The organism is Blautia sp. MCC269 (assembly GCF_018785655.1).
Taxonomy (GTDB): domain Bacteria; phylum Bacillota; class Clostridia; order Lachnospirales; family Lachnospiraceae; genus Blautia_A.
On record NZ_WQQE01000025.1, the window covers coordinates 16,683 to 38,653 of the forward strand.

The window sequence follows — 21,971 nt, forward strand, 5'->3', positions numbered from 1 at the left end:
TATTTTACAGGAAAATATATTTCAGGATAAACAGCACTGCCAGTACATACATCAGAGCACTGATCTTCTTTTCTTTGGCTTTGCCTGTGATCAGGTTGATGGCTACGTATGTGATAACTCCCATGGAGATACCTTCGGAAATGCTGTAGAAGAACGGCATTGCGATGATACATACATAACACGGGATCGCTTCGGCCATGTCGCTGAAGTCAATGCTGATTACGTTGCTGAGCATGTACAGACCAACGATGATCAGTGCCGGAGCTGTGGCGAAGGACGGGATTGCCAGGAAGATCGGGGACAGGAACAGGGACAGACCAAATAAGATGGCTGTTGTCACTGCGGTAAGTCCGGTTCTTCCTCCTTCAGATACACCGGAAGCACTCTCTACGAAAGTTGTAGTTGTGGATGTACCAAGAACTGCACCAGCAGTTGTAGCAACTGCATCTGCAAGAAGAGCACCCTTGATGTTCGGGAGCTTGCCTTCTTCGTCCAGCATGCCGGCTTTGGAAGATACACCAACGAGAGTTCCAAGAGTATCAAAAAGATCTACAAATAAAAACGCAAACAGGATAACAAGGAAATCCAGTGAGAAAACTCCGTCAAACTGCAGTTTTGCAAAGATCGGAGAAAGACTCGGGATGGAAAGTCCGTTGCTGAAATCCGGAAGCAGGTTGTAGAAACCAATCTCCGGGTTCGGAACATAAAGTCCGGCGAACTGACAGATGATGCCAAGACCCCATGTGATCAGGATACCCCAGAGGATGTTTCCTTTGACATTTTTTACAACAAGGATTCCTGTTACGATGATACCGATCAGAGCCAGGATAACGGTGATTCCAACATTGTTAAAGGAAGCCTCCACGCCTTTGGCTGCGTTATAACCTTCTACGGAGAAAAGCTGCAGCAGTGTGGAACCGCCGATTACGATGTTGGCGTTCTGTAATCCGACAAATGCAATGAAAAGACCGATACCAACACTGACTGCGGATTTCAGGTTCATCGGGATTGCATTGAAGATTGCTTCACGGATGTTAGTAAGTGAAAGAATGATAAATACGATACCTTCTGCAAAAACTGCAGTCAGTGCATACTGCCAGCTGTATCCCATTCCGATAACAACGGTGTAGGCAAAGTATGCGTTCAGTCCCATTCCGGGTGCCAGTGCGAACGGGTAGTTGGCGAAGATTGCCATCAGCAGCGTTCCAAGGAAGGCTGCCAGTGCGGTAGCTGTGAATACAGCTCCGGAATCCATGCCGGTCGCAGACAGGATGTTCGGGTTAACTGCCAGGATATACGCCATTGTCATGAAGGTGGTGATACCTGCCAGAACCTCAGTTTTGGCGTCCGTTTTGTTTGCGGACAGCTTGAAGATTTTTTCTAACATATTTCTTTCCCTTTCTTAAATATGTTTTTGGACAACATGTCTATTTTATCATATAAAAATTTTGTGTGCAATCGTTAGTGCTTAACAGATAATGTTATGTAAGGTGATTTTTGGCAAAATACTTTTACAAGCAGGCAATTTGTGTGTAAAATACAGGAAAGAGAGTATTCGATCTGCAGACAGGTTTATTTTGTGATGAAGGGAGAGTGGATAATGTCTGAGAAAAAACTGCGGAATATTACAGATGTGCTCTGTTTTCTGATGATCCTTGGGTACGTGATGTACCTTGTAGCTACCTGGGGAAATCTGCCGGAGAGGGTGCCGATCCATTTTAATGCGCATGGGATCCCGGACCGGTATGGGAAGAAGGGCAGCCTTCTTCTGGAGCCGATTTTGGGGCTGCTGATCCTGGCACTTCTGATGTTCTGTCAGAGATTTCCACAGTGGTGGAATTATCCGGTTGAGGTGACAGAGGAAAACAGAGAGCATATCTTTGAAATCGCGTCAAAAATGATGTCTGTGATCAAGCTGTTATCCATTGGAGTATGTCTTGATGCCGGGATCAGCGGGAATCTGGGAACGGCACCTATGTGGCCGGTGTGGATACTGATCACAGGGATTTTCGTGACATTGATCCTGGGGATCCGGGGGATATATAAGGCTGGTAAAGAAACTGGCATGGATGAGGATGATAAATCGTGAAGCGGTTACGTTTGTGATCATGCAGAAGAGTGGAAGGGAAATGTTCGATTTATTGTACTGAATATGGATGGAACCAGCGAAAGCGGATCGCGAATATCCGCTTGGCGAAATTATAATAAAAACAGGAAAGGAATCTCAGGAGCATATGGCAGATACAAGAACAGATGAGCTTTACAGAGCGCTTCAGTATAAGGGCTATCCCGATGAGCTGTGCCGGGAAATCGCCTATAAACATATGAATACCGATTACACAGCTACACGGATGCTGGGGTATTTATACAGGGTGACAAGTCCCAGAGTGGAGGATGTGATCGATGAGATGCTGGCGATCTTAAGTGACAGGGAAGCCATCGTCCGGAAGAAAGAGCTGGAGCACGCCCAGGCTACGATCAACAGCGTGTATCGGGAGGGTTTGTAACGGAAATCCCGGAGCTGTGCCAGTGCTGGCGGATCAGAAGCTTCATCCTTTAAGGAAAATCAGGAGATCATGGCTCTGGAGCATCATCTCCTTCCGCAGAAATTCATCATTGATAACTACATCAATATGAACGCACACTTTAATTTTATCCGTTTCTTTTAAACAGTATTGTTATTACGGTAGTGATTACTCTGATCGTAATTTATGCAAGTAATTGAAGATGGACAAAATAGTAATTGTATTAACTGATAAACCATAGTATAATACAAATATGAACACAACATATAAATCAAACAACAATGTCGTCTATTCCTGTAAATACCACCATGTAGTATGGTGTCCAAAGTATAGACGAAAAGTATTAATTAACGGTGTGGACGTCCGGCTGAAGGAGCTGCTCACAGAGTATGCTGCAAATCTTTCTGTAGACATTCTGGAGATGGAGATCATGCCAGACCATGTTCATATGCTTTTGGAAGTAGATCCTCAGTTTGGCATCCACAAAGCTGTAAAGTCATTTAAAGGCTATACGTCCAGAATTTTAAGACAGGAATTTCCCTATCTTAAAACGAAAATGCCGACTCTCTGGACAAACAGCTATTTTGTATCGACGGTAGGCGGTGCTCCGCAGGAAACAGTAAAACAGTATATTGAAAACCAGAAAACATCGCAGAGACAAAAGGATAAGATGGGATAATGCAAAAAGGAATTAAATTTAGGATCTACCCGAACAGAGAACAGAAAAACTTCATCCATCAGACCCTGGGATGTTGCCGGTTCATCTACAACCGGGGACTTGCCATGCGTAAGGAAGGCTATGAAAATGGGGAAAAGATCGGCTATTCCCAGACTTCCGCCATGCTGACTGAACTGAAAAAGCAAGAGGAGTTTGCCTTTCTGAAAGCAGCAGATTCCATTGCATTACAGCAGTCTTTGCGGGATCTCGACCGGGGATTTGTGAATTTCTTTGAGAAACGGGCTTCCTATCCAACCTTCAAAAGCAAACATAACCGGTTCCAGTCATACAGAACGGTAAATCAAAAAGATAATATTCGTATTGTGGGAAGATATATCAAACTTCCGAAACTTGGATTTGTTAAAATACGGCAGTCGATGGAAGTGGAAAAGATTAATCACGTGATCATTGAGCACACACCGGCTGGAAAATATTTTGCGGTTTTAAATGTTGATTTTGAACCGGAACCACGCTCAAATGCTGGCGGAACGATAGGGATTGATGTCGGGATCAAAGCGTTCTACTCCGACAGTAATGGAAATACGGTATCAAATCCCAGATATCTGGAACGCTCAATGCGAAAACTCATAAGAGAACAGCGCAGGCTTTCCCGAAAACAAAAAGATTCCCATAACCGCGAGAAGCAGCGGATCAGGGTGCCAAGAGTGTATGAGAAAGTAACCAATCAGCGGAATGATTTCCTGCAGAAACAGTCAACGATGCTGGTGCGTGAAAACCAAACCATCTGTATTGAAGATCTGAATGTTAAGGGGATGATCCGGAATCATAAACTGTCAAAATCGATAGCGAGTGTTTCCTGGGCAAAATTTTTTGAAATGCTGGAATATAAAGCTGGCTGGTATGGAAATGAAATTCACAGAGTACCAACGATGTATCCGAGCAGTCAGACCTGCAGCTGTTGTGGCTACAGAAATCCACGGATAAAAAATCTGGGCATTCGTATCTGGGAGTGTCCCAAATGCCATGCGGTTCATGACCGGGATACGAATGCAAGTATCAATATTCTGAAAAAAGGACTGCAGATGCAGTCTGCATAAAGATAAAAACTGTACCGTAGGGCATACGGGAACAGTATAAATATAGCTTGTGGACACTGTGTAAGACATTGCAGTACGGAGTGTCAAACAGGTCTGCGCTATGAGGGCGGAAGAATGGTGGATATGTACCGTACTCTGGACAGTATCCCGGTTCTTGCAAAAGCAGGCGGTATTCTGGTGATGACCGATGAGATCCGTGGAACAGAGGCGGAAAAGAATCCGGAAAGCCTGAATATCCGGGTATTCCCGGGTGCTGACGGAAGCTTCAGATTGTATGAGGATGACAACGAAACCTGTGCTTACGAAAATGGTGCCTGTGTATTTACGGAAATGGATTATAAGGAAAAGGATCAGGGAGTGTTTACCATTCATCCCGCACAGGGAAAAACAGAGCTGATCCCGGCAAAGAGAGCTTATACCGTGGAGTTCTGTAATTTTGCAAAAACAGGAACAGATACTGTGAAGGTTCTGGTTAACGGAGCAGAGACTGAGGCTGCTGTAAAATATGAAGAGAAGCTTCAGAAGATCTGTGTGGAAGTGGAAGCAGACACAGCGGCAGAGGTGCAGATCATTCTCGCTGGCGAAGTGGCAGATAATCAGACAAAAGAGCGTGTCTTTGATTTCCTGAACCAGGCAGAGATCGGTTTTGTACTGAAGGACAGATTATATCAGCTGATCACAGCAGGAAAGAAGCTGCCGGTTCTTTTATCTGAGCTTCAGTCCATGGAGCTGGACAAGGATCTTTATGGAGCACTGATGGAGATACTGACTGCGTAAAATATGAATAAAATCGCGTTTCCAAACCATACTATCATTATTATCAAAAGAAAGGATGATCATAATGATATTAAAGGAAAAAGAGCGCACAGTGATCCAGGATCTTCAGACACAGGAAAAAAGCTGCATTGAAAAATATGGAAAATATGCACAGCAGGCCAGGGATCCGGAGCTTAAAAGCTTATTTCAGACTCTTCAGAAAAAAGAGCAGGAGCATTACGATTCCCTGAGCCAGGTGCTTTCCGGTACAGTTCCACAGGTAAACTGTAATGACAGTGACGGCCGTGATTACCAGCCCAAGGCTGCTTACACATCGGTGATGTCCTCAGAGGATAAGGAACACGATGCTTTTCTTGCAACAGACTGTATCGGAACAGAAAAGCTGATTTCCGGAGAATACAACTCGGATGTTTTTGCTTTTGAAGACAGTGGTGTGCGGAAGCTTCTGGCAGATATCCAGGTGGAAGAGCAGAACCATGCGGAGATGCTTTACAAATATAAGACTGTGAACGGAATGTTCTGATATATAAAAAAGAGGGAGGATTTCAGTAATGGAATTCTTCCTTTTTTTGTTATATAATCAGGAGAACAGCAGGGAGAAATACTTTCCTGCAAAGAGAGGAGAATAAATATGAAGGGAACCAGCTGCGAATACTGTGCAAACTATACATATGATGAAGAGTGCGACGAATATTACTGTGATGTCAATCTGGATGAGGATGAATATTATCGTTTTGTGAGCAGTGATTACAAGGAATGTCCGTATTATCGTTCCGGAGATGAATATAAGGTGGTACGTCATCAGATGTGATACAGAGTAACGGAAAAAATAGAGCAGAAGATAATGTGATAAGACAAATGCAGGTTTTCCACGAAAAGGAATGCGAGTTTTGTGGAAAATCTGCATTTTGATGTTTTGATATGTGTAAAAGGATTCAAATTTGTAAAAATTGGCGTGTTTACATTTGAAAAAAATATCTTTATAATAAAAATATTGGTCTGACAGGTGGAACCTTTATATCATCCAGACGATGATAATGCTACAGGATTTTGTCTGAGACAAAATTTCGGGTAAGCGTCTGACAGACTTATAATAGATTTTTTGATTTGACGGAGGATGTGACAGATTGGATATTATAAAGAAATTCGGGGATATGGTGGGAGAGAGATCCATCAGGGATCCGGAAAAAGCACGAAAACTTCTTCTCACTGGATACCGGCTTCAGGAAAAACGTCTGCAGCTTTTTCCTGACAGGAAGCTTCCGGCTTCGGGACAGTATGTAGCCCGTGTAGTCATGCAGAATATTATCAAAGCCCTTGCAAAACCGGACGATACCGCTCTGGTGAGCATTTTTGTACCAGGAGAGCTTCTGACAGCAGCAGGGATCACTCCGTATTCCGTGGAGGCAATGTCCTGCTTCATCGCCGGAACCAGATGTGAGCAGGCATTTCTGGCACAGACGGAATCAGAGGGCTTTCCGGAAACCATGTGCTCCTATCACAGAGTTTTTCTGGGAGCGTCCATGACAGGATTGGTACCGAAGCCCAAATGTACCATCTACACAAACCTTGCCTGCGATGGAAACATGATGACGTTTCCTTATCTGAAACAGAAATATCAGATCCCGGGCTTTTATATTGACGTACCCTATGAAAAAAATCAGGATTCCATCAGCTATGTTGCAGATCAGCTCCGTGAGCTGAAGAAATTCCTGGAGGATGTAGGCGGGAAAAAAATCTCCGAGCAGTCGGTACAGCGTGCAGTTGCCAACAGCAATGAAGCGGCCTCCTATTACAGTAGCCAGCTTGCCCTCAGAAAGGATCACGATCCGGTGACTTCCCTGACAAATGAGCTGTATGCGATCTTTATGTGCCATCTTCTGGCGGGCTCAGAGGAATCCCTGAAATACACAAAAATGCTTCTTGAGGATGTGAAGAAGGCACCAAAGGGGGAAGGTCTTCATATTTTGTGGATGCATATGATGCCGTTTTTGCAGGAGCCGGTAAAGGATGTATTTAATTACAGCCAGAACGTGCATATCCGTGCCTGTGATTTTGTTGCAGACGGTTTTCAGCGGATGCAGGCCTCGGATCCTTATGAGGCCCTTGCGGAAAAAATGGTCAACTGCATTTACAACGGAAGTGTGAAGCAGAGGATCCGGCGTGCCCAGGAGCTGGCGAACCTTACAGAGGCAGACGGCGGGATCCTTTTTGCGCATTGGGGCTGCAAGGGAACCATCGGAGCTTCCAGCCTGATCAAAAATTCTCTGGAAAATGCAGGACTTCCAACCATGGTCCTGGACGGTGACGGCTGTAATCCGGCCAATTCCAGTGACGGCCAGGTATCCACACGACTTCAGGCATATCTGGAAATGCTGTCAGAAGGTAAGGAGGAAAAACGGTCATGATACATTACGTCTGTAAATATACACCGCTGGAGCTGTTTAAGGGCTTTGGCGAGGAATGTGCGGTTCTTGAGGAAATGCCGGAGAATTTTGAGCTTTCGGACCAGATCGCCCATGCTAATCTCTGCGGCTTCGGAAAATCTGTGATCCAGGCAGTGCTGGAGGGAAAGGTAGAGCAGCTTGTTCTTGTTAACTGCTGTGATTCCATGCGCCGTGTGTACGACATTGTGGAAAGTACCGGTAAATGTAAATTTCTGTACATGCTGGACATGCCTCATGAGGATAACGACTGTGAAAAGGTGAAGCTTGCCCAGGGCATCCACCGTCTGAAGAAAGCTTATGAGAAATTTTCGGGGAAAACCTTCGACAGAAGTGGATTTCTGAATGCTTTTTCCCATGAGCCTGTGGATAACCAGCCGTATATCGGTGTTCTGGGTGTCCGTGTCAGCGGCATCCTGGAAAAAATGATCCGGGATAATATCCGCATGGATGTGGAAAACCTGACCTGTACAGGTGGAAGACGTCTTGCAGTGATCCGTGAGGAGCTGGAAAAAATGGAAGACGATGCCATGTTCCTGGCTTATGCGGATGCACTTCTTTCCCAGATGCCCTGCTTTCGTATGAACAACAGCACCCGAAGAAACCGGCTGTATTTGGATCCGAACCTGAAGGGAATCATTTATCATACTATTAAATTCTGCGACTATTACGGATTTGAGTATGCAAGCATCAAGCGTGATATCAAGGTTCCGCTTCTGAAGATCGAGACAGATTTTACAAGCCAGAGTGCAGGACAGCTCCTTACCAGAGTGCAGGCTTTTGCGGAGACCCTGGAAGGCTCTGAGGATATGGACCCATCAAAAGGAATCAGCGAGGAGATAAGGAAAAAAATGGAATCAGGAGTTTATTATGTGGCAGGGATCGACAGCGGTTCCACAAGTACGGATGTTGTGATCCTGGATAAAGACGGAAAAATTAAATCGACCATGATCATTCCCACAGGCGGCGGCGCTATGATGAGTGCAGAGAAGAGCCTGGAGATGGCCGTGGAAAAAGCAGGGATCAGGAAAGAAGATATCGTGCGTATCGTTACTACCGGATATGGACGTGCCTATATTGACAGTGGTGATGACAGTATCACAGAGATTACCTGTCACGCAAAGGGCGCCCATTATCTGAATCCGAATGTGCGTACAGTTATCGACATCGGCGGTCAGGATATCAAGGCGATCAGCATTGACGAGAACGGTGCGGTAAAAAATTTCCTGATGAACGATAAATGTGCAGCAGGAACCGGACGATTCCTGGAAATGATGGCCCGTACTCTTGGACTTTCCCTGGAGGAGATGAGTACCCGTGGCCTGGAGTGGAAAGAGAACGTAGTGATCTCAAGCATGTGTACTGTATTTGCAGAGTCCGAGGTAGTTTCCCTGGTTGCCCAGAATAAGGACGTGGCAGATATCATCCATGGTCTGAATGTATCTGTTGCTTCCAAGGTAGGAGCTCTTGCAGCCCGCCTTGGCAAAAAGAATCCGGGGGAATACATGATGACCGGTGGTGTTGCCAGAAATAAAGGTATCATCCAGGCACTGGAGGAGAAGCTGGGTGCGAAGCTTTATATCTGTGATGAGGCACAGCTTTGTGGTGCGCTTGGTGCGGCACTGTTTGCTTATGAGAAGTGTAATGCGGCACGGTGATCAGATCAGACAAGTTGCCTGCGCAGTAAATGCAGAGTGTGAATATCCTTTTGGTCAGGGGCGGCGTGCCCACTCACTAGGCGAACAGCCACAGTTCTTTCGGAAGTACCGGCTGAAGTGTGAGAGATTTGAAAATCCGCACAGCAGAGCAACCTGTTGAACAGGCAGAGCTTCGTTGGTGAGCAGATTTTTGGCTTTTTCCAGACGGAGCAGATTCAGGTCAGCATGAGGGGTGCTGTCAAAAAAATTCCGGTAACAGGAATAAAACTGACTTTTTTCGAGATTAGCCATGGCGCAGAGCTTTTCTGTTGTCCATGGCTTTTCGTAATTTGTAAGCATTTCCAGACGGATTTTTTGGAACAGGCTGCAGAGCTCCGAGTCTGAAGACTTGCTTGTATCTGTACTGCGGAGTTCCCGCGAGGCTGTGATCATCAGTTGGCAGAGCAGGGCATACTCGTAGTCCCGGGAAAAAACTTCTCTGTTCAGATATTCATGCTGCAGCTTCTGGATACAGTGATCGATCTCCTGGCAGTCACTGGGGTAAAAAATTTCGTTGCAGGGAAGTCCGAACCGTTTTGCCAGGTTTTCTCCGCAGGAAAAATGGACATAACTGTTCCGGAATTTTCGCACAGCCTGATAATGCTGGGGATTTCCCGGAATATAAAAGATGCAGGCATTATCCCGGGTGACAGTAAGCTGACCGCCCAGATAAACCTTCATTGGTGTTTTAAATAAAAGAAAAAGAAAATCTCCGCTTCCCTCCGGCCGGAAAATCCTGTCGTAATCGGAGTTGGAACGGTTGTATTCGCAGAAATTTAAGGTGAAATCCATGAAAATGCTGCGCTCCTTTCATTACGTAGATCAGACAATCCGACTGTGGCATTATAAAGAACTTTCTGTCTGGAAGTATAAAGTAAAGTGACAGAGGGACGTCCGTCTGGTAAGATTGTCTTTACGATAAATCTTACCGGAAAAAAAGTCAACTGTTTCGGAAGATAATCACTGGTATGGATAGAACAGGATGGTAAAATGAAACATAGAAACGGTTGATTTCCGCTGAGAGTGTATGAGCGAACAGAGGCGTAAGAGCCGGTATACGGCGGAATCGGAAACAGAGCTAAATGCGGTAGCAGCAGAAAATAATAATTTACAGGAGGATTTTTACAATGAAAAAAGCGCAGATCATCGTGGACAAATATTTCCTCACCGGAAAAACAGACAAAAGGATCTATGGTTCCTTTATAGAACATCTCGGACGTGCGGTTTATGAGGGGATTTATCAGGAAGGCAGCCCTCTTTCTGATGAGCAGGGATTTCGGAAGGATACTCTGGAGCTGGTAAGGGAGCTTCAGGTACCGATCGTTCGTTATCCGGGCGGAAATTTTGTATCCGGATTCCGTTGGGAGGATAGTGTCGGGCCGAAAACTCAGCGTCCGTCCAGACCGGAGCTGGCCTGGGGTGTCATCGAGACAAACCAGTTTGGACTCAATGAGTTTGTGGACTGGTCCAGAAAAGCCGGCAGCGATGTGATGATGGCAGTAAACCTGGGAACAAGAGGACCGGAGGATGCGAAAAATCTTCTGGAATACTGTAACTTTAAGGGAGGTACCTATTACAGTGATCTCCGTAAGGCTCACGGCTATGAACAGCCGCATGATATCAAATTATGGTGTCTCGGAAACGAGATGGATGGTCCGTGGCAGATGGGACATAAAACTGCGGCAGAGTACGGAAGAGTTGCAGCAGAGACTGCCCGCCTGATGAAATTTATGGATCCGGAGGTTGAGACTGTTGCATGCGGAAGCTCCAGTCTGGAAATGCCTACCTTTGGCTCCTGGGAGTATACGGTTCTTGACGAGGCTTACGATCAGGTGGATTATCTTTCCCTGCATCAGTACTATGGAAATGCATCGGGAGACACTGCCGATTTTCTGGCAAGCTCCAAGGGTATGGATGATTTTATCTCAGGAGTGGTTTCCATCTGCGATGCTGTAAAAGCAAAGAAGCATGGAAAAAAACAGATCAATCTTTCCTTCGACGAATGGAACGTATGGTACCACAGCAATGAACAGGATAAAAAGCTGGAAAAATGGGTACAGGCGCCCCATCAGCTGGAGGATGTTTATAACTTTGAGGATGCACTTCTTGTGGGAAGCATGTTGATCACACTTCTCCGTCATGCAGATCGTGTAAAGATCGCCTGCATGGCACAGCTGGTAAATGTTATTGCGCCGATCATGACATCTGATACAGGCGCATGGCGTCAGACGATCTTTTATCCGTATATGCTGACAAGTGTGTTTGGAAGAGGAACCGTCCTTAATACACAGGTTCTCACACCTATATATGAAAGCAAGACTTATGGAGAAGCTCCATATCTGGATTCTGTGTGCGTCTGGGATGAGGAAAAGGATACGCTGACGATCTTTGCAGTGAATAAGAGTCTGGATGAGGATATGGAAGTTTCCTGTGACTTGAGACAGTTTGAGGGATATAAGATCGTAGAGCATATCGTGCTGAACAATGATGATCTTCAGGCAGTCAATACAGAGACGCAGCCCGAGAATGTAGTTCCTGTAAAAGCCAGTGCAGAATGCTCAAAGCTGGACGGCGGAAAACTGGAAGCAGTTTTTGCAAAACACAGCTGGAATATGATCCGTCTTGCAAGATAAACGTGGGTGAAGTATAGTAAAAGCAGTAACAGAAAATGTAAATCATGCTACATTATGGGAGGTCTTTTTTATGTACACACCTGCAAAGGAACGCTACGAAACTATGGAGTACAACCGCTGCGGTGAAAGCGGTCTGATGCTTCCGAAAATGTCTCTTGGATTATGGCATAATTTCGGAGATACTTCTGATTATGAAAACATGAAGCAGCTGTGCTTTACAGCTTTTGACAATGGTATCACACAGTTTGACCTTGCCAATAATTACGGACCTGCCTATGGAAGTGCGGAACGGAATTTCGGCAAGATCCTGAAAGAAGAACTGATGCCATACCGTGATGAGCTGATCATCACAACAAAGGCAGGCTATGATATGTGGGAGGGCCCTTATGGAAACTGGGGCAGCCGCAAGTATCTTCTGGCAAGCCTTGACCAGAGCCTGAAGCGCATGGGTCTGGAATATGTGGATATTTTTTACCATCACAGAATGGACCCGGAGACTCCGCTTGAGGAGACTATGGGGGCGCTGGCAACAGCGGTTCAGCAGGGCAAGGCCCTTTATGTGGGACTTTCCAATTATGATGGAAAAACCTTAAGTCAGGCGGCAGCGATCCTGAAGGATCTGAAATGTCCCTTTGTGATCAACCAGAACCGGTATTCCATTTTTGACAGAACTGTGGAAGAAAACGGTCTCAAGAGAACCACCGGCATTTTGAAAAAAGGTCTGATCACCTTCAGCCCTCTTGCTCAGGGACAGCTGACAGACCGTTACCTGAACGGGATCCCGGAGGACAGCCGTATCCGCAAAGATGGAAGATTCCTTAAGGAAAGTGTGCTGACGCCGGAGCGTCTGGATCAGGTCCGGAGACTGAACGATCTGGCAGTCCAGCGTGGAGAGAAGCTGGCTGATATGGCACTTGGCTGGCTGCTTCAGCATAAGGAAGTTACCAGTGTTCTGATCGGAGCTTCCAAGCCGCAGCAGATCCTTGATAATGTGAAAGCGATCCACTGTGCACCGTTTACAGCTGAGGAGCTACGTCTGATCGACGAGATCTCAAAATAAGATTTATATACTTCCTGTTTTACTATGAAAAGTAGTGAAGCAGGGAGTTTTTTATGTCGAAATAATTGTTTAACTGAATTAGGAAAGTTTCCGGGTTACTGTTTACTGGTAATATTCCGCGAGGTGTTTTTTGTGAGCGAAGGTCACAGAAAACCCGAGACATACCGCGCGAATTTATGCGATTAGCATAAATTCTGTGCATCGCGAAGCGTGTTGCTGAGAACGGAGTGAACAGTAACGTCTCCGGCGGGAGTGCAAAGAGCAATAAGCAGTGGAGGTTTGACAACGGGATAGGTGTGTGCTATATTGAAAAACAGAAAAGAAAAGAGCCAGCGGGAGCTTGTGTGACAGGCTGAGAGGAAGATAGATCTTCGACCGTACCTGATTTGGGTAATGCCAACGGAGGGATTGTGATCTGAGAGCGTGTCTCCGTGGAGTTTGCCATGGGATGCGCTCTTTTCGGATGCAGGAATGGAACTGGAATGGTCTGACAATGGGGGGATGTGAAAGTGACAGAGACTGCATGTGGAGCTTCTGCGAAAGAGCGGGCAGGAAGGGGAGCGCCTTAATGTCTGGCAGGAGAGTGATATTCCGGAGGATTTTTCCGGAAGGATCATGTAAGCGATGGGAATCCGTGTTTTCGGAGTGAGAGGAAGTAAGGGAACTTCGACCGCCAAAATCTAAGGGCAGACTGCAGCAGACGGGAAGCTTTTGCCCGGATCTGACAGGGTTCTGCCTGATATTTCAGGGAGGAAAAACACTATGGAAAAACAAAGGATGCACACGCTTCGTATGGTAATGCTGGCAATGATGGTTGCGATCGGTGTCGTTATTTCACCGATCCTGAGGATTGAGGGAATGTGCCCCACGGCGCATCTTGTCAATATCGTATGCTCGGTTCTGATGGGACCGTGGTATTCCCTTCTCTGTGCGACCATGATCGGCGTGATCCGTATGATGTTCATGGGAATCCCGCCACTTGCACTGACCGGTGCAGTATTTGGCGCATTCCTTTCAGGTGTGTTCTACAGACTTTCCAAAGGCAAGATCATCTGCGCGGTGATCGGTGAGATCTTTGGAACGGGTATCATCGGATCCATGGTTTCTTATCCGGTGATGGCATTCCTGATGGGAAGAGGCGGACTGACAGCATTTTATTATACGCCGATGTTCCTTGCAGCAACCACAATGGGAGGATGTGTTGCCTATATTTTCCTGAAGGCTCTGAGTAAAGCAGGTCTTCTGGTGAAATTCCAGGCAGCTTTGGGTTCAAAAACATATGAGACAAAGAATTTTACAACTGCGAAAGCGAATTAAAGAAGAAAAGCCGCTGATCCATTGCATCACCAATCCGATCTCGATCCATGACTGTGCCAACGTGGTCCTTGCAGTAGGTGCAAGGCCGATCATGGCGGAGCATCCGGCAGAGGTGACAGGTATTACGGCATCGGCTGGTGCGTTGATGCTGAATCTCGGGAATATTACCGATGCCAGGATCGAGTCAATGAAGCGTTCTATGAGAACAGCGATGGAAAATAAGATTCCGGTTCTTCTGGACCTGGTAGGGGTTGCCTGCAGTGATCTCAGGCTGGATCTGGCACGGGAGCTTTTAAGGATCGGTCATCCGGCAGTGCTGAAGGGAAATATGTCAGAGCTTCTGGCTGTTTCCGGGCTGCCGTCTCATGCGATCGGAATCGATGCGGGTGTCGAGGATGCTCTGACTGAGGAAAATATCGATGGAGTCAGTGAAGTGCTTAAGGCTTTTTCCAGAAATAATCAGGCAATCGTGCTGGCTACCGGGAAACAGGATTTTGTTACGGATGGTGAACGGGTTGTTCTGGTACAAAATGGCAGTGCGGCGCTGTCCGGGATCACAGGAACCGGCTGTATGGTCGGTGCACTGACTGCGGCGTTTTTGCCGGGGTGCGAAGATAATATTGCGAAAGAGATGACGGATAGTATAGAGGCAGGTGTCTGGTCTGGCGTTGAGATGGAATTAAATGGGAGATCCGGGAATTATCTGGCTGCGGCAGTGCTTGGTACTGCACTTATGGGTATCGCCGGCGAGGAAGCGGAGAAGATTTCCCGCGGTCCGGGAAGCTTTCAGGTAAATCTGCTGGATGAGATCTATGGGCTTTCGGATCGACAGCTGCTGGATCTGTTGAAGATTGAAATGTACTGAAAAAGAGGGGATTAGGATGGATAGAAAAGATTTGGATGTAACGTTGTATCTGGTGACGGATAGTTCTTATCATACGGAGGAGTCTTTGCTCCGTACGGTTGAGGAGGCTTGTAAGGGTGGTGTGACTCTGGTCCAGCTTCGCGAGAAGAATAAGGGTGGACGGGAGTATCTGGATAAGGCTTTTAAGGTGAAGGAGATCACAGATCGTTACAATGTGCCGCTGATCATTGATGATCGTGTGGATGTGGCGCTGGCCTGTGATGCGGCTGGTGTGCATGTTGGAGCTTCTGATATTCCGGTTGCTGTGGCAAGGAAGCTGATGGGACCGGATAAGATCGTGGGGGCTACTGCCAAGACGGTGGAGGCTGCTGTGAAGGCTTATGAGGATGGTGCGGATTATCTTGGTGTGGGGGCGATTTATCCTACCACTACTAAGGTTGTGACGATCCTTACCAAGGTTTCTACGTTGAAGGATATTTGTGAGGCGGTTCCGATTCCGGCGGTTGCGATCGGGGGATTGAATGCCGGGAATATGGATGTGCTTGAGGGCGCCGGTATGAGTGGTATGGCGGTTGTTTCTGCGATCATGAAGGCGGAGGATCCGAAGAAGAATGCGCGGGAGCTGAAGGAGAAGATTGTTGCTTTGATGGGAAAGTGATTTAGGAAATGAATGGAGAGCAGTGGTGGATTTGAGGTTCATTGCTGTTCTTTTTTTGTTGAAATACGGACGCCCGTGAGGCGTGTGCTGCCTGTCGCCGGGGCTTCGTCGGGGGCTGGCTTCTAGGCTGCCGGAATTCTGCTAAAATCGTTTTCCAAAAGTCCGAACTCGCGTCTTGCAGCCGCTCAGACAGCGGACTTTTGAAAAACAACGCAGATTTCCGCCAGCCAAGAATCAGCTCCCCTCCTGCAGAGTCCGGCGACAGGCAGCACACGCCTCACGGGCTGGTTTTTCAAGGCGGCAGGGGAGGGTGGTTACTCCACCGGCAGATCTCTGTGTTCTACGCTGGTGGAGAATACGATCTGTGTTTTGGTGCGGCCGAACTGCTGGAGTTCGTTGATGAAGTGGTCCAGTTCCATGGTGGAGCGGAAGGCTACTTCGATGAGCATGGAGTAATCGCCGGTGACGCAGTTGCATTCGATGACGTTTGGGATGGACTGGATGAAGGGATAAAAGTCTTTTTTTTGGTTGGGTTCTACTTCCAGGTTGATGAATGCTTTTATATGATAACCGAGAAATATTGGGTTGATCTGGGCGTGGTAGCCTGTGATCAGCCCGTTTTTTTCGAGGTGTTCGATCCTGGCGGAGACAGCGGGGGATGAGAGGAAGACTTCCTTTGCGATTTCCTTTACCGGGGTGCGGGCGTTTTTCTGAAGCATTTCGATGATCTTTCGGTCGATGTTGTCGAGTTTGTGTTCCATGTAGAATGTCTCCTTTCGATGAAAAAATGTCATTTGTAACTGGTACAGAGCTGCGTAGGGAAGTGGATTGAAAATAGGTATTTCTGTATTGATTATACTGCGTGTGTTATCACAACACAAGAAACGACTTAATAAAAATAAGAAAAATAAAAGAAATTCTTAAAAAGATTAATGTAAACTATTGAAAAACACGGATAATCGTGGTTTTCCATTAAAAGTATTTACAAGCTACAAAGAAAGTGTTAGTTTCTTAGGCATCAGAAAAACAGCTGCTGATAAAAATGAAAATAACAGAATGATTTGTAAACAGTGAACATCCGTCGGACTGAAAAAATGAGATCAGAGGGCGGAGCAAATCAGATGTGCACAGGATCAGAAGAAAGAAGAGGGATGACAAAATGACAACAGAAACAAGACTGGAAGCAGATTCGATCGGAACTATGGAAGTGCCTGCAGAAGCTTATTACGGAGTTCAGGCTTTAAGGGCAAAACAGAATTTTCCTATTACAGGTACAAAGCTTCATCCGGTATTTATCAGGAACCTGGCACAGATTAAAAAAGCAGCAGCTATCACTAATAATAATGCAGGGCTTCTTCCGGAGGATAAGGCAGATGCCATTGTCAGAGCCTGTGATGAAGTGATCGCAGGAAAATTGGCTGAGGAATTTATCGTAGATGCCATTCAGGGTGGTGCCGGAACCAGCGCAAATATGAATATGAATGAGGTGATCGCAAACAGAGCCGGTGAGATCCTCGGATGTCCGAAGGGTAGCTATAAAATGGTCCATCCAAATGATCACGTAAACATGGCGCAGTCCACCAATGATGTGATCCCGACGGCCGGTAAGCTTACCGTTCTGGATCTCCTTGCACCTCTGGAAAAAGCACTGGTAAGACTTGAGAAGGAGCTTGCAAAAAAGGCAGAGGAGTTCGATGATGTGATCACTATGGGACGTACACAGCTTCAGGATGCAGTTCCGATCCGTCTTGGTCAGGTGTTCCACGGTTATGCGTCCATGGTTTCCAGAGACAGGAAACGTATCGAAAAGGCTCACAGGGAAATGTACACCGTAAACCTTGGAGGAACTGCAGTGGGAACTGCTATCAATGTTTCCGATTCTTATTTTTATAAGATCGTGCCAAATCTGGAAAAGCTTACAGGCTATCCGCTGAAACAGGCCGAGGACCTTTTTGACGCAACAGAAAATCTGGACGGCTTTGTTGCCGTATCCGGTGTAGTAAAAACCTGTGCGGTGAATCTTTCCAAGATGTGCAACGATCTTCGACTGATGTCTTCCGGCCCGAAAACCGGATTTGGGGAGATCAATCTTCCGGCAAAGCAGAATGGGTCTTCCATCATGCCAGGTAAGGTAAATCCGGTCATTCCGGAGGTAGTAAGCCAAGTTGCTTTCCACATCGTAGGACATGATACCACCATTACCATGGCGGCAGAAGCCGGACAGCTGGAACTGAATGCTTTTGAGCCGGTAGTTTTCTGTAACCTGTTTGAGTCCATTACCACTTTGGAAAAAGCAGTGGATACCCTGATCGTAAACTGTATCACAGGAATCACCGCAAACCGCAAACACTGCAAAGACTTGATGGAAAGCAGTGCAGGAATCGCAACGGCTCTCTGCCCGCATATTGGCTACAAGGCGTCTGCAACCATCGCAAAAACTGCAGTAAAAACTGGCAAGTCTGTCTGGGAACTTGTTCTGGAACAAGGGATCATGACTGAGAAAGAGCTGGAAGAGGTTCTTGATCCGTATCTGATGACAGAAGTCGGAGAAGAGCGGAAAGAGGATGAAGCAAGAAGGAAAGCCTGCTGAGAAAGTTATCTGTACCAACGTATGACGGGAACGTCTGATGCAGCAATTCATTTCAGAGCAGCTGAACCTGATGCGGGATTTTATGGAAATGCTATAGGCAGATCAGGAATGAGATATCAATGAGTACTATAAGGAGACTTGTCACAGTGCAGGTCTCCTTTTATAATGGAAGAAACGCGATAAGAAAAGAAGGGAAAGATACATGCTTAAACGAACAGCCATCCGGGCACTTTGTAATACAACGGCATATCAGAGAGGTCTTGATATTTATCGTACCGGAAAGAGGATCCAGTCGCTGGATATTAAGTCGGAAGGAGCTGTGGATAAAATATCTGCAGCAGTGAAGGGAAGTGGGCGTAATGTATACAATACAGGCTTTCAGTATGATACAGAAGCGGACCGCATAAAAGAAGCATACTGTGACTGCCCGGCTTTTCGCAGCTATTCCGGGATCTGTAAGCATTGCGTGGCAGTGCTTCTGGAATATGGAGACCGTAAGGCCTATGAGCGTGTGGAAATCCGCAGACAGCAGGATGAGGAACAGAAGCAGGCAGAGTTATTCAGCGGAACAGCATTTCCGGTTGCTTTATCCGGACCAGGGCAGCCTGCAACGAAAACCACCGTTGAGCTGAAAAGCCTCCTTAATCGCCAGCTATACAGCCGTATGCTTCCGTTTTCCGGGGATCCGTATTTTGGCAGGGTGGAGCTGGAAACCTGCCTGAAATTTAATTCTGTGAGAAATTGTTTTACCGTGGAATTCCGCGTTGGCTGTGAGAAAAAATATATCCTCAAGGATGTGTTGGCCTTTGTGTGGAATCTGGATCATAATGAGAAGGTTTCTTATGGAAAAAATCTGGAATTTATCCATTCCGATGAAGCCTTTTCAGAAGGATCCAGAAGCGTGCTGGCCTTTATCCGGGAATGGGTCGAGAATCATCACGGTACTTACATGTCCAGATATGAACAGCTGAAGAATATAGCTGTGGAAAAGGTGAGGGATCTTACCGTTGACAGAAAAGAACTTGAAAATCTGCTTCTTATACTTGGCGAAAAAAGTTTCAAGTTCAAAATGAACAATGATCCGGAAACAACATGGCATTCTGCCAGAGAAATTCCGGACAGGACGCTGATGATCCGGAAGAAGGATCAGGGGTTATCTCTTGAGATCGCGCCGGTATACAGTGTGACAGGCATATGGTATCATATGTATTTTGATAATGCGAAGGTATATCTGGTTTCCAGGCAGGAGCTTGGAGCAGTGGAGGAATTTGTTGCCTGTCTGGAGCGGCTTCCTGCAGGCCGAGGCTTTATTGATGAACCGGATGTGCCTGCGTTTGTGCGTGAGCTGCTTCCTTCCCTGAAAAAATTTTTCCACTGTGATCTCAGGGATTTCCCGGAAGAAACAGGTCTTGAATGCTACAAGGCTGCATATGAGATCTATCTGGATGCGCCGGAGCGTGACTGGATCACCTGTAGGGCATTTTCTGTTTACGGGAAGGATAAATTTTCGGTTTTTGACCGAGATGTGTCTGCCCGTACCAGGGATATTCCGGGAGAGCTTGGTGTGTTTGCGTTGCTGTCAAAATATTTTAACGGATATGATGACCAGCGGATGGAGCTGGCATTGGATTGTCGTGCCGAGGAACTGGAATCTTTGTGCAGGGAAGGTTCAGGGAAGCCCGACAGTGTGAAAGCTTCCGAAGAAAAGCTCTACCAGCTTCTTACTGAAGGAATCCCCGCCATGCAGAAAGTTGCAGCTGTCTATATTTCCCAGTCCATCAAACAGATGAGGGTGACAAAGCTGCCAAACATTCGTCTTGGCGTTTCTCTGTCAGCCGGACTTCTGAACCTGGATCTGGATGTGGAGGGGATGGATCAGGCGCAGCTTTTTGATATTCTTTCCAGGTACGATCGCAGGAAAAAATATTTTCGCCTGAAGGATGGCAGCTTTCTGGATGTTTCCGATGGTCAGCTCAGGGAGCTTTCTGCTCTGAAAAATGGACTGCAGATCAGTGATCGTGAACTGAAAAAAGGAAAGACTCAGGTTCCGGCCTATCGTGCTATGTATCTGGACAGTCAGCTGAAGGGCGGCGATCTGATCAAGGTAGAGAAGGACAATGCCTTTCGTGCGTTGATCCGGAACATGCAGACAATGGAAGAACATAAATTTCAGATTCCCAGGGAGCAGGAAAAAATCCTCCGGGGCTATCAGAAAGAGGGCTTTTACTGGATCAAAACTCTGAAGCATAATCAGTTTGGAGGGATCCTGGCAGATGATATGGGACTTGGAAAAACCCTCCAGGTGATCACTTTTCTCTGGTCAGAATTTCAGGAATCTGCGCCGGGAGAAAACAGACGTGCTCTTGTGGTAACGCCAGCATCACTGGTATTTAACTGGATGAACGAGATCGAACATTTTGCACCGGGACTTCCGGCTACTGTTGTGACTGGTGATGTGAAGGAGAGGAAAGCACTGATCAAAAATGCGGGAGAACGGGAGGTTCTGATCACTTCCTATGACCTTCTGAAACGGGATCTGAAGGCTTATCAGAACCTGGATTTTGCTGTGCAGATCATTGATGAGGCGCAGTATATCAAGAATCACGGAACTCAGGTGGCAAAGGCTGTGAAGGAGATCCGGTCGGAATTCAGGCTTGCGCTGACCGGTACACCGGTGGAGAACAGGCTCAGTGAGCTGTGGAGTATTTTTGATTTTCTGATGCCGGGATTTTTGTATTCTTATGAGAAATTCCGCAAGGAAATAGAGCTTCCAGCTGTGCAGTACAGCAATTCCGATGCGATGGAGCGTCTGCAGAAAATGATCCGTCCTTTTGTGCTGCGGAGATTGAAGAGGGATGTGCTGAAGGATCTTCCGGATAAGCTGGAAAAAGATATGTTTTCCCCGTTGGAAAGCGAGCAGAAGGAGCTGTATGAGGCCCATACGGAACGGCTTCGCCTGATGCTTGGGATGCAGTCGGATGCGGAGTTTCGCACTTCTAAACTGCAGATCCTTGCAGAGATCACGAGGCTGCGGCAGATCTGCTGTTATCCGGGACTTGTATATGAAGGATACAAAGGGAATTCTTCCAAGCTGGAGATGTGCATGGAGTTGGTTCAGAATGCGGTGAATGGCGGACATAAGCTCCTGTTGTTTTCCCAGTTTACTACCATGCTGGATGTGCTGGCTGTCCGTCTGAAAAAAGCAAAAGTTTCTTTTTATATGTTGACCGGATCGACTTCCAAGGAAAAACGGGCGCAGATGGTACATGCATTTAATGAGGATGATACTTCTGTTTTCTGCATTTCATTGAAAGCAGGAGGAACAGGCTTAAATCTTACTGCGGCAGATATCGTGATCCATTATGATCCCTGGTGGAATCTTGCCGTGCAGAATCAGGCAACAGACCGTGCCCACCGCATCGGTCAGCAGAACGTTGTCAGTGTCTACCGCCTCTTTATGAAAGACACCATAGAAGAACGAATCCGGGCTCTTCAGGAAAGAAAACGGGAACTGGCTGATGAGATCTTAAGCGGCGAGGGAATCGGCCAGGCTTTGATCAGCAGAGAGGAAGTACTGGAGCTGCTAGGCAGGTAAAATTCTTAACTGGATCAAGTAAGTTCCCTGCTTC

The 21,971-nt window shown here is 46.6% G+C and carries 19 protein-coding genes and 1 riboswitch; of the genes, 16 read left to right on the plus strand and 3 right to left on the minus strand.

Annotation, left to right across the window (positions count from 1 at the left end; all coding sequences use genetic code 11):
• Nucleotides 1–4: 4 nt before the first annotated feature.
• Complete coding sequence (locus tag GPK88_RS08810) at nucleotides 5–1,387, minus strand: NCS2 family permease (protein WP_118061720.1); 1,383 nt, start codon at nucleotides 1,385–1,387, stop codon at nucleotides 5–7.
• 213 nt (nucleotides 1,388–1,600) lie between these two features.
• Here GPK88_RS08810 and GPK88_RS08815 point away from each other — a divergent pair, with 213 nt between their 5' ends.
• The 9 genes from GPK88_RS08815 to GPK88_RS08860 all read left to right on the plus strand — a co-directional run bounded on the left by GPK88_RS08815 (nucleotide 1,601) and on the right by GPK88_RS08860 (nucleotide 9,180).
• Entirely contained in the window at nucleotides 1,601–2,089 is a 489-nt protein-coding gene (locus GPK88_RS08815) for a DUF1648 domain-containing protein (RefSeq protein WP_059086644.1), read from the plus strand.
• A 145-nt stretch (nucleotides 2,090–2,234) separates the two neighbouring features.
• Nucleotides 2,235–2,507: a hypothetical protein gene (locus GPK88_RS08820; RefSeq protein WP_215707706.1), complete on the plus strand. Its 273-nt coding sequence runs from the start codon at nucleotides 2,235–2,237 to the stop codon at nucleotides 2,505–2,507.
• A gap of 271 nt (nucleotides 2,508–2,778) precedes the next feature.
• Nucleotides 2,779–3,204, plus strand: a complete 426-nt coding sequence (tnpA, locus tag GPK88_RS08830) for an IS200/IS605 family transposase (RefSeq protein ID WP_215707707.1) — start codon at nucleotides 2,779–2,781, stop codon at nucleotides 3,202–3,204.
• Nucleotides 3,204–4,301 carry an IS200/IS605 family element RNA-guided endonuclease TnpB gene (gene tnpB, locus GPK88_RS08835; RefSeq protein ID WP_215707708.1) on the plus strand — a complete coding sequence of 366 codons (1,098 nt, stop codon included), beginning with the start codon at nucleotides 3,204–3,206 and terminating at the stop codon, nucleotides 4,299–4,301. Before tnpA ends, tnpB begins: the two co-directional genes overlap by 1 nt.
• Before the next feature lie 114 nt (nucleotides 4,302–4,415).
• Nucleotides 4,416–5,078, plus strand: a complete 663-nt coding sequence (locus tag GPK88_RS08840; RefSeq protein WP_118368595.1) for a DUF5110 domain-containing protein — start codon at nucleotides 4,416–4,418, stop codon at nucleotides 5,076–5,078.
• A 64-nt stretch (nucleotides 5,079–5,142) separates the two neighbouring features.
• Entirely contained in the window at nucleotides 5,143–5,601 is a 459-nt protein-coding gene (locus tag GPK88_RS08845; RefSeq protein ID WP_044961927.1) for a ferritin-like domain-containing protein, read from the plus strand.
• A gap of 108 nt (nucleotides 5,602–5,709) precedes the next feature.
• Nucleotides 5,710–5,889, plus strand: a complete 180-nt coding sequence (locus GPK88_RS08850) for a DUF6472 family protein (protein ID WP_015526328.1) — start codon at nucleotides 5,710–5,712, stop codon at nucleotides 5,887–5,889.
• A gap of 316 nt (nucleotides 5,890–6,205) precedes the next feature.
• Nucleotides 6,206–7,486 (plus strand): 2-hydroxyacyl-CoA dehydratase subunit D, encoded by a 1,281-nt coding sequence (locus GPK88_RS08855; protein WP_110103610.1) that lies wholly within the window; start codon nucleotides 6,206–6,208, stop codon nucleotides 7,484–7,486.
• On the plus strand, nucleotides 7,483–9,180 hold the full coding sequence (locus GPK88_RS08860) for an acyl-CoA dehydratase activase (protein WP_021652226.1): 1,698 nt from the start codon (nucleotides 7,483–7,485) through the stop codon (nucleotides 9,178–9,180). The genes GPK88_RS08855 and GPK88_RS08860 overlap by 4 nt, the downstream gene beginning before the upstream one ends.
• A 54-nt stretch (nucleotides 9,181–9,234) precedes the next feature.
• Here the strand turns inward: GPK88_RS08860 and GPK88_RS08865 are convergent, their stop codons facing one another.
• Nucleotides 9,235–10,011, minus strand: coding sequence for a helix-turn-helix domain-containing protein (locus GPK88_RS08865; protein ID WP_173722209.1), 777 nt, complete (start codon nucleotides 10,009–10,011; stop codon nucleotides 9,235–9,237).
• A 335-nt stretch (nucleotides 10,012–10,346) separates the two neighbouring features.
• Here GPK88_RS08865 and arfA point away from each other — a divergent pair, with 335 nt between their 5' ends.
• The 5 genes from arfA (at nucleotide 10,347) to thiE (ending at nucleotide 15,752) form a co-directional block, all read left to right on the plus strand.
• Complete coding sequence (gene arfA, locus GPK88_RS08870; RefSeq protein ID WP_215707709.1) at nucleotides 10,347–11,852, plus strand: arabinosylfuranosidase ArfA; 1,506 nt, start codon at nucleotides 10,347–10,349, stop codon at nucleotides 11,850–11,852.
• A gap of 70 nt (nucleotides 11,853–11,922) precedes the next feature.
• A complete protein-coding gene (locus GPK88_RS08875) occupies nucleotides 11,923–12,912 on the plus strand; it encodes an aldo/keto reductase (protein ID WP_215707710.1) in 990 nt (329 codons plus the stop codon).
• A gap of 322 nt (nucleotides 12,913–13,234) precedes the next feature.
• A riboswitch (TPP riboswitch) is annotated at nucleotides 13,235–13,337 on the plus strand.
• Between the two features lie 337 nt (nucleotides 13,338–13,674).
• Complete coding sequence (gene thiW, locus GPK88_RS08880; protein WP_015526323.1) at nucleotides 13,675–14,229, plus strand: energy coupling factor transporter S component ThiW; 555 nt, start codon at nucleotides 13,675–13,677, stop codon at nucleotides 14,227–14,229.
• The gene (gene thiM / locus GPK88_RS08885; protein ID WP_118609114.1) at nucleotides 14,192–15,094 is read left to right on the plus strand and encodes a hydroxyethylthiazole kinase; all 903 of its coding nucleotides are present in this window, start codon (nucleotides 14,192–14,194) and stop codon (nucleotides 15,092–15,094) included. The genes thiW and thiM overlap by 38 nt, the downstream gene beginning before the upstream one ends.
• A gap of 16 nt (nucleotides 15,095–15,110) precedes the next feature.
• Complete coding sequence (gene thiE, locus GPK88_RS08890) at nucleotides 15,111–15,752, plus strand: thiamine phosphate synthase (protein ID WP_015526321.1); 642 nt, start codon at nucleotides 15,111–15,113, stop codon at nucleotides 15,750–15,752.
• 314 nt (nucleotides 15,753–16,066) lie between these two features.
• Here the strand turns inward: thiE and GPK88_RS08895 are convergent, their stop codons facing one another.
• Nucleotides 16,067–16,513 carry an Lrp/AsnC family transcriptional regulator gene (locus tag GPK88_RS08895; protein ID WP_215707711.1) on the minus strand — a complete coding sequence of 149 codons (447 nt, stop codon included), beginning with the start codon at nucleotides 16,511–16,513 and terminating at the stop codon, nucleotides 16,067–16,069.
• A 398-nt stretch (nucleotides 16,514–16,911) separates the two neighbouring features.
• On the opposite strand from GPK88_RS08895, the gene GPK88_RS08900 reads away from it, so the two are divergent.
• Both GPK88_RS08900 and GPK88_RS08905 read left to right on the plus strand, forming a co-directional pair.
• The gene (locus GPK88_RS08900; protein ID WP_215707712.1) at nucleotides 16,912–18,342 is read left to right on the plus strand and encodes an aspartate ammonia-lyase; all 1,431 of its coding nucleotides are present in this window, start codon (nucleotides 16,912–16,914) and stop codon (nucleotides 18,340–18,342) included.
• A gap of 202 nt (nucleotides 18,343–18,544) precedes the next feature.
• Entirely contained in the window at nucleotides 18,545–21,937 is a 3,393-nt protein-coding gene (locus GPK88_RS08905; protein WP_215707713.1) for a DEAD/DEAH box helicase, read from the plus strand.
• Nucleotides 21,938–21,971: the final 34 nt, after the last annotated feature.

Coding starts and splice junctions, on each gene's coding strand:
- GPK88_RS08810 (WP_118061720.1), bottom strand. CDS start 1,387: ATGTTAGAAAAAATCTTCAAGCTGTCCGCAAACAAAACGGACGCCAAA.
- GPK88_RS08815 (WP_059086644.1), top strand. CDS start 1,601: ATGTCTGAGAAAAAACTGCGGAATATTACAGATGTGCTCTGTTTTCTG.
- GPK88_RS08820 (WP_215707706.1), top strand. CDS start 2,235: ATGGCAGATACAAGAACAGATGAGCTTTACAGAGCGCTTCAGTATAAG.
- tnpA (WP_215707707.1), top strand. CDS start 2,779: ATGAACACAACATATAAATCAAACAACAATGTCGTCTATTCCTGTAAA.
- tnpB (WP_215707708.1), top strand. CDS start 3,204: ATGCAAAAAGGAATTAAATTTAGGATCTACCCGAACAGAGAACAGAAA.
- GPK88_RS08840 (WP_118368595.1), top strand. CDS start 4,416: ATGGTGGATATGTACCGTACTCTGGACAGTATCCCGGTTCTTGCAAAA.
- GPK88_RS08845 (WP_044961927.1), top strand. CDS start 5,143: ATGATATTAAAGGAAAAAGAGCGCACAGTGATCCAGGATCTTCAGACA.
- GPK88_RS08850 (WP_015526328.1), top strand. CDS start 5,710: ATGAAGGGAACCAGCTGCGAATACTGTGCAAACTATACATATGATGAA.
- GPK88_RS08860 (WP_021652226.1), top strand. CDS start 7,483: ATGATACATTACGTCTGTAAATATACACCGCTGGAGCTGTTTAAGGGC.
- GPK88_RS08865 (WP_173722209.1), bottom strand. CDS start 10,011: ATGGATTTCACCTTAAATTTCTGCGAATACAACCGTTCCAACTCCGAT.
- arfA (WP_215707709.1), top strand. CDS start 10,347: ATGAAAAAAGCGCAGATCATCGTGGACAAATATTTCCTCACCGGAAAA.
- GPK88_RS08875 (WP_215707710.1), top strand. CDS start 11,923: ATGTACACACCTGCAAAGGAACGCTACGAAACTATGGAGTACAACCGC.
- thiW (WP_015526323.1), top strand. CDS start 13,675: ATGGAAAAACAAAGGATGCACACGCTTCGTATGGTAATGCTGGCAATG.
- thiM (WP_118609114.1), top strand. CDS start 14,192: ATGAGACAAAGAATTTTACAACTGCGAAAGCGAATTAAAGAAGAAAAG.
- thiE (WP_015526321.1), top strand. CDS start 15,111: ATGGATAGAAAAGATTTGGATGTAACGTTGTATCTGGTGACGGATAGT.
- GPK88_RS08895 (WP_215707711.1), bottom strand. CDS start 16,513: ATGGAACACAAACTCGACAACATCGACCGAAAGATCATCGAAATGCTT.
- GPK88_RS08900 (WP_215707712.1), top strand. CDS start 16,912: ATGACAACAGAAACAAGACTGGAAGCAGATTCGATCGGAACTATGGAA.
- GPK88_RS08905 (WP_215707713.1), top strand. CDS start 18,545: ATGCTTAAACGAACAGCCATCCGGGCACTTTGTAATACAACGGCATAT.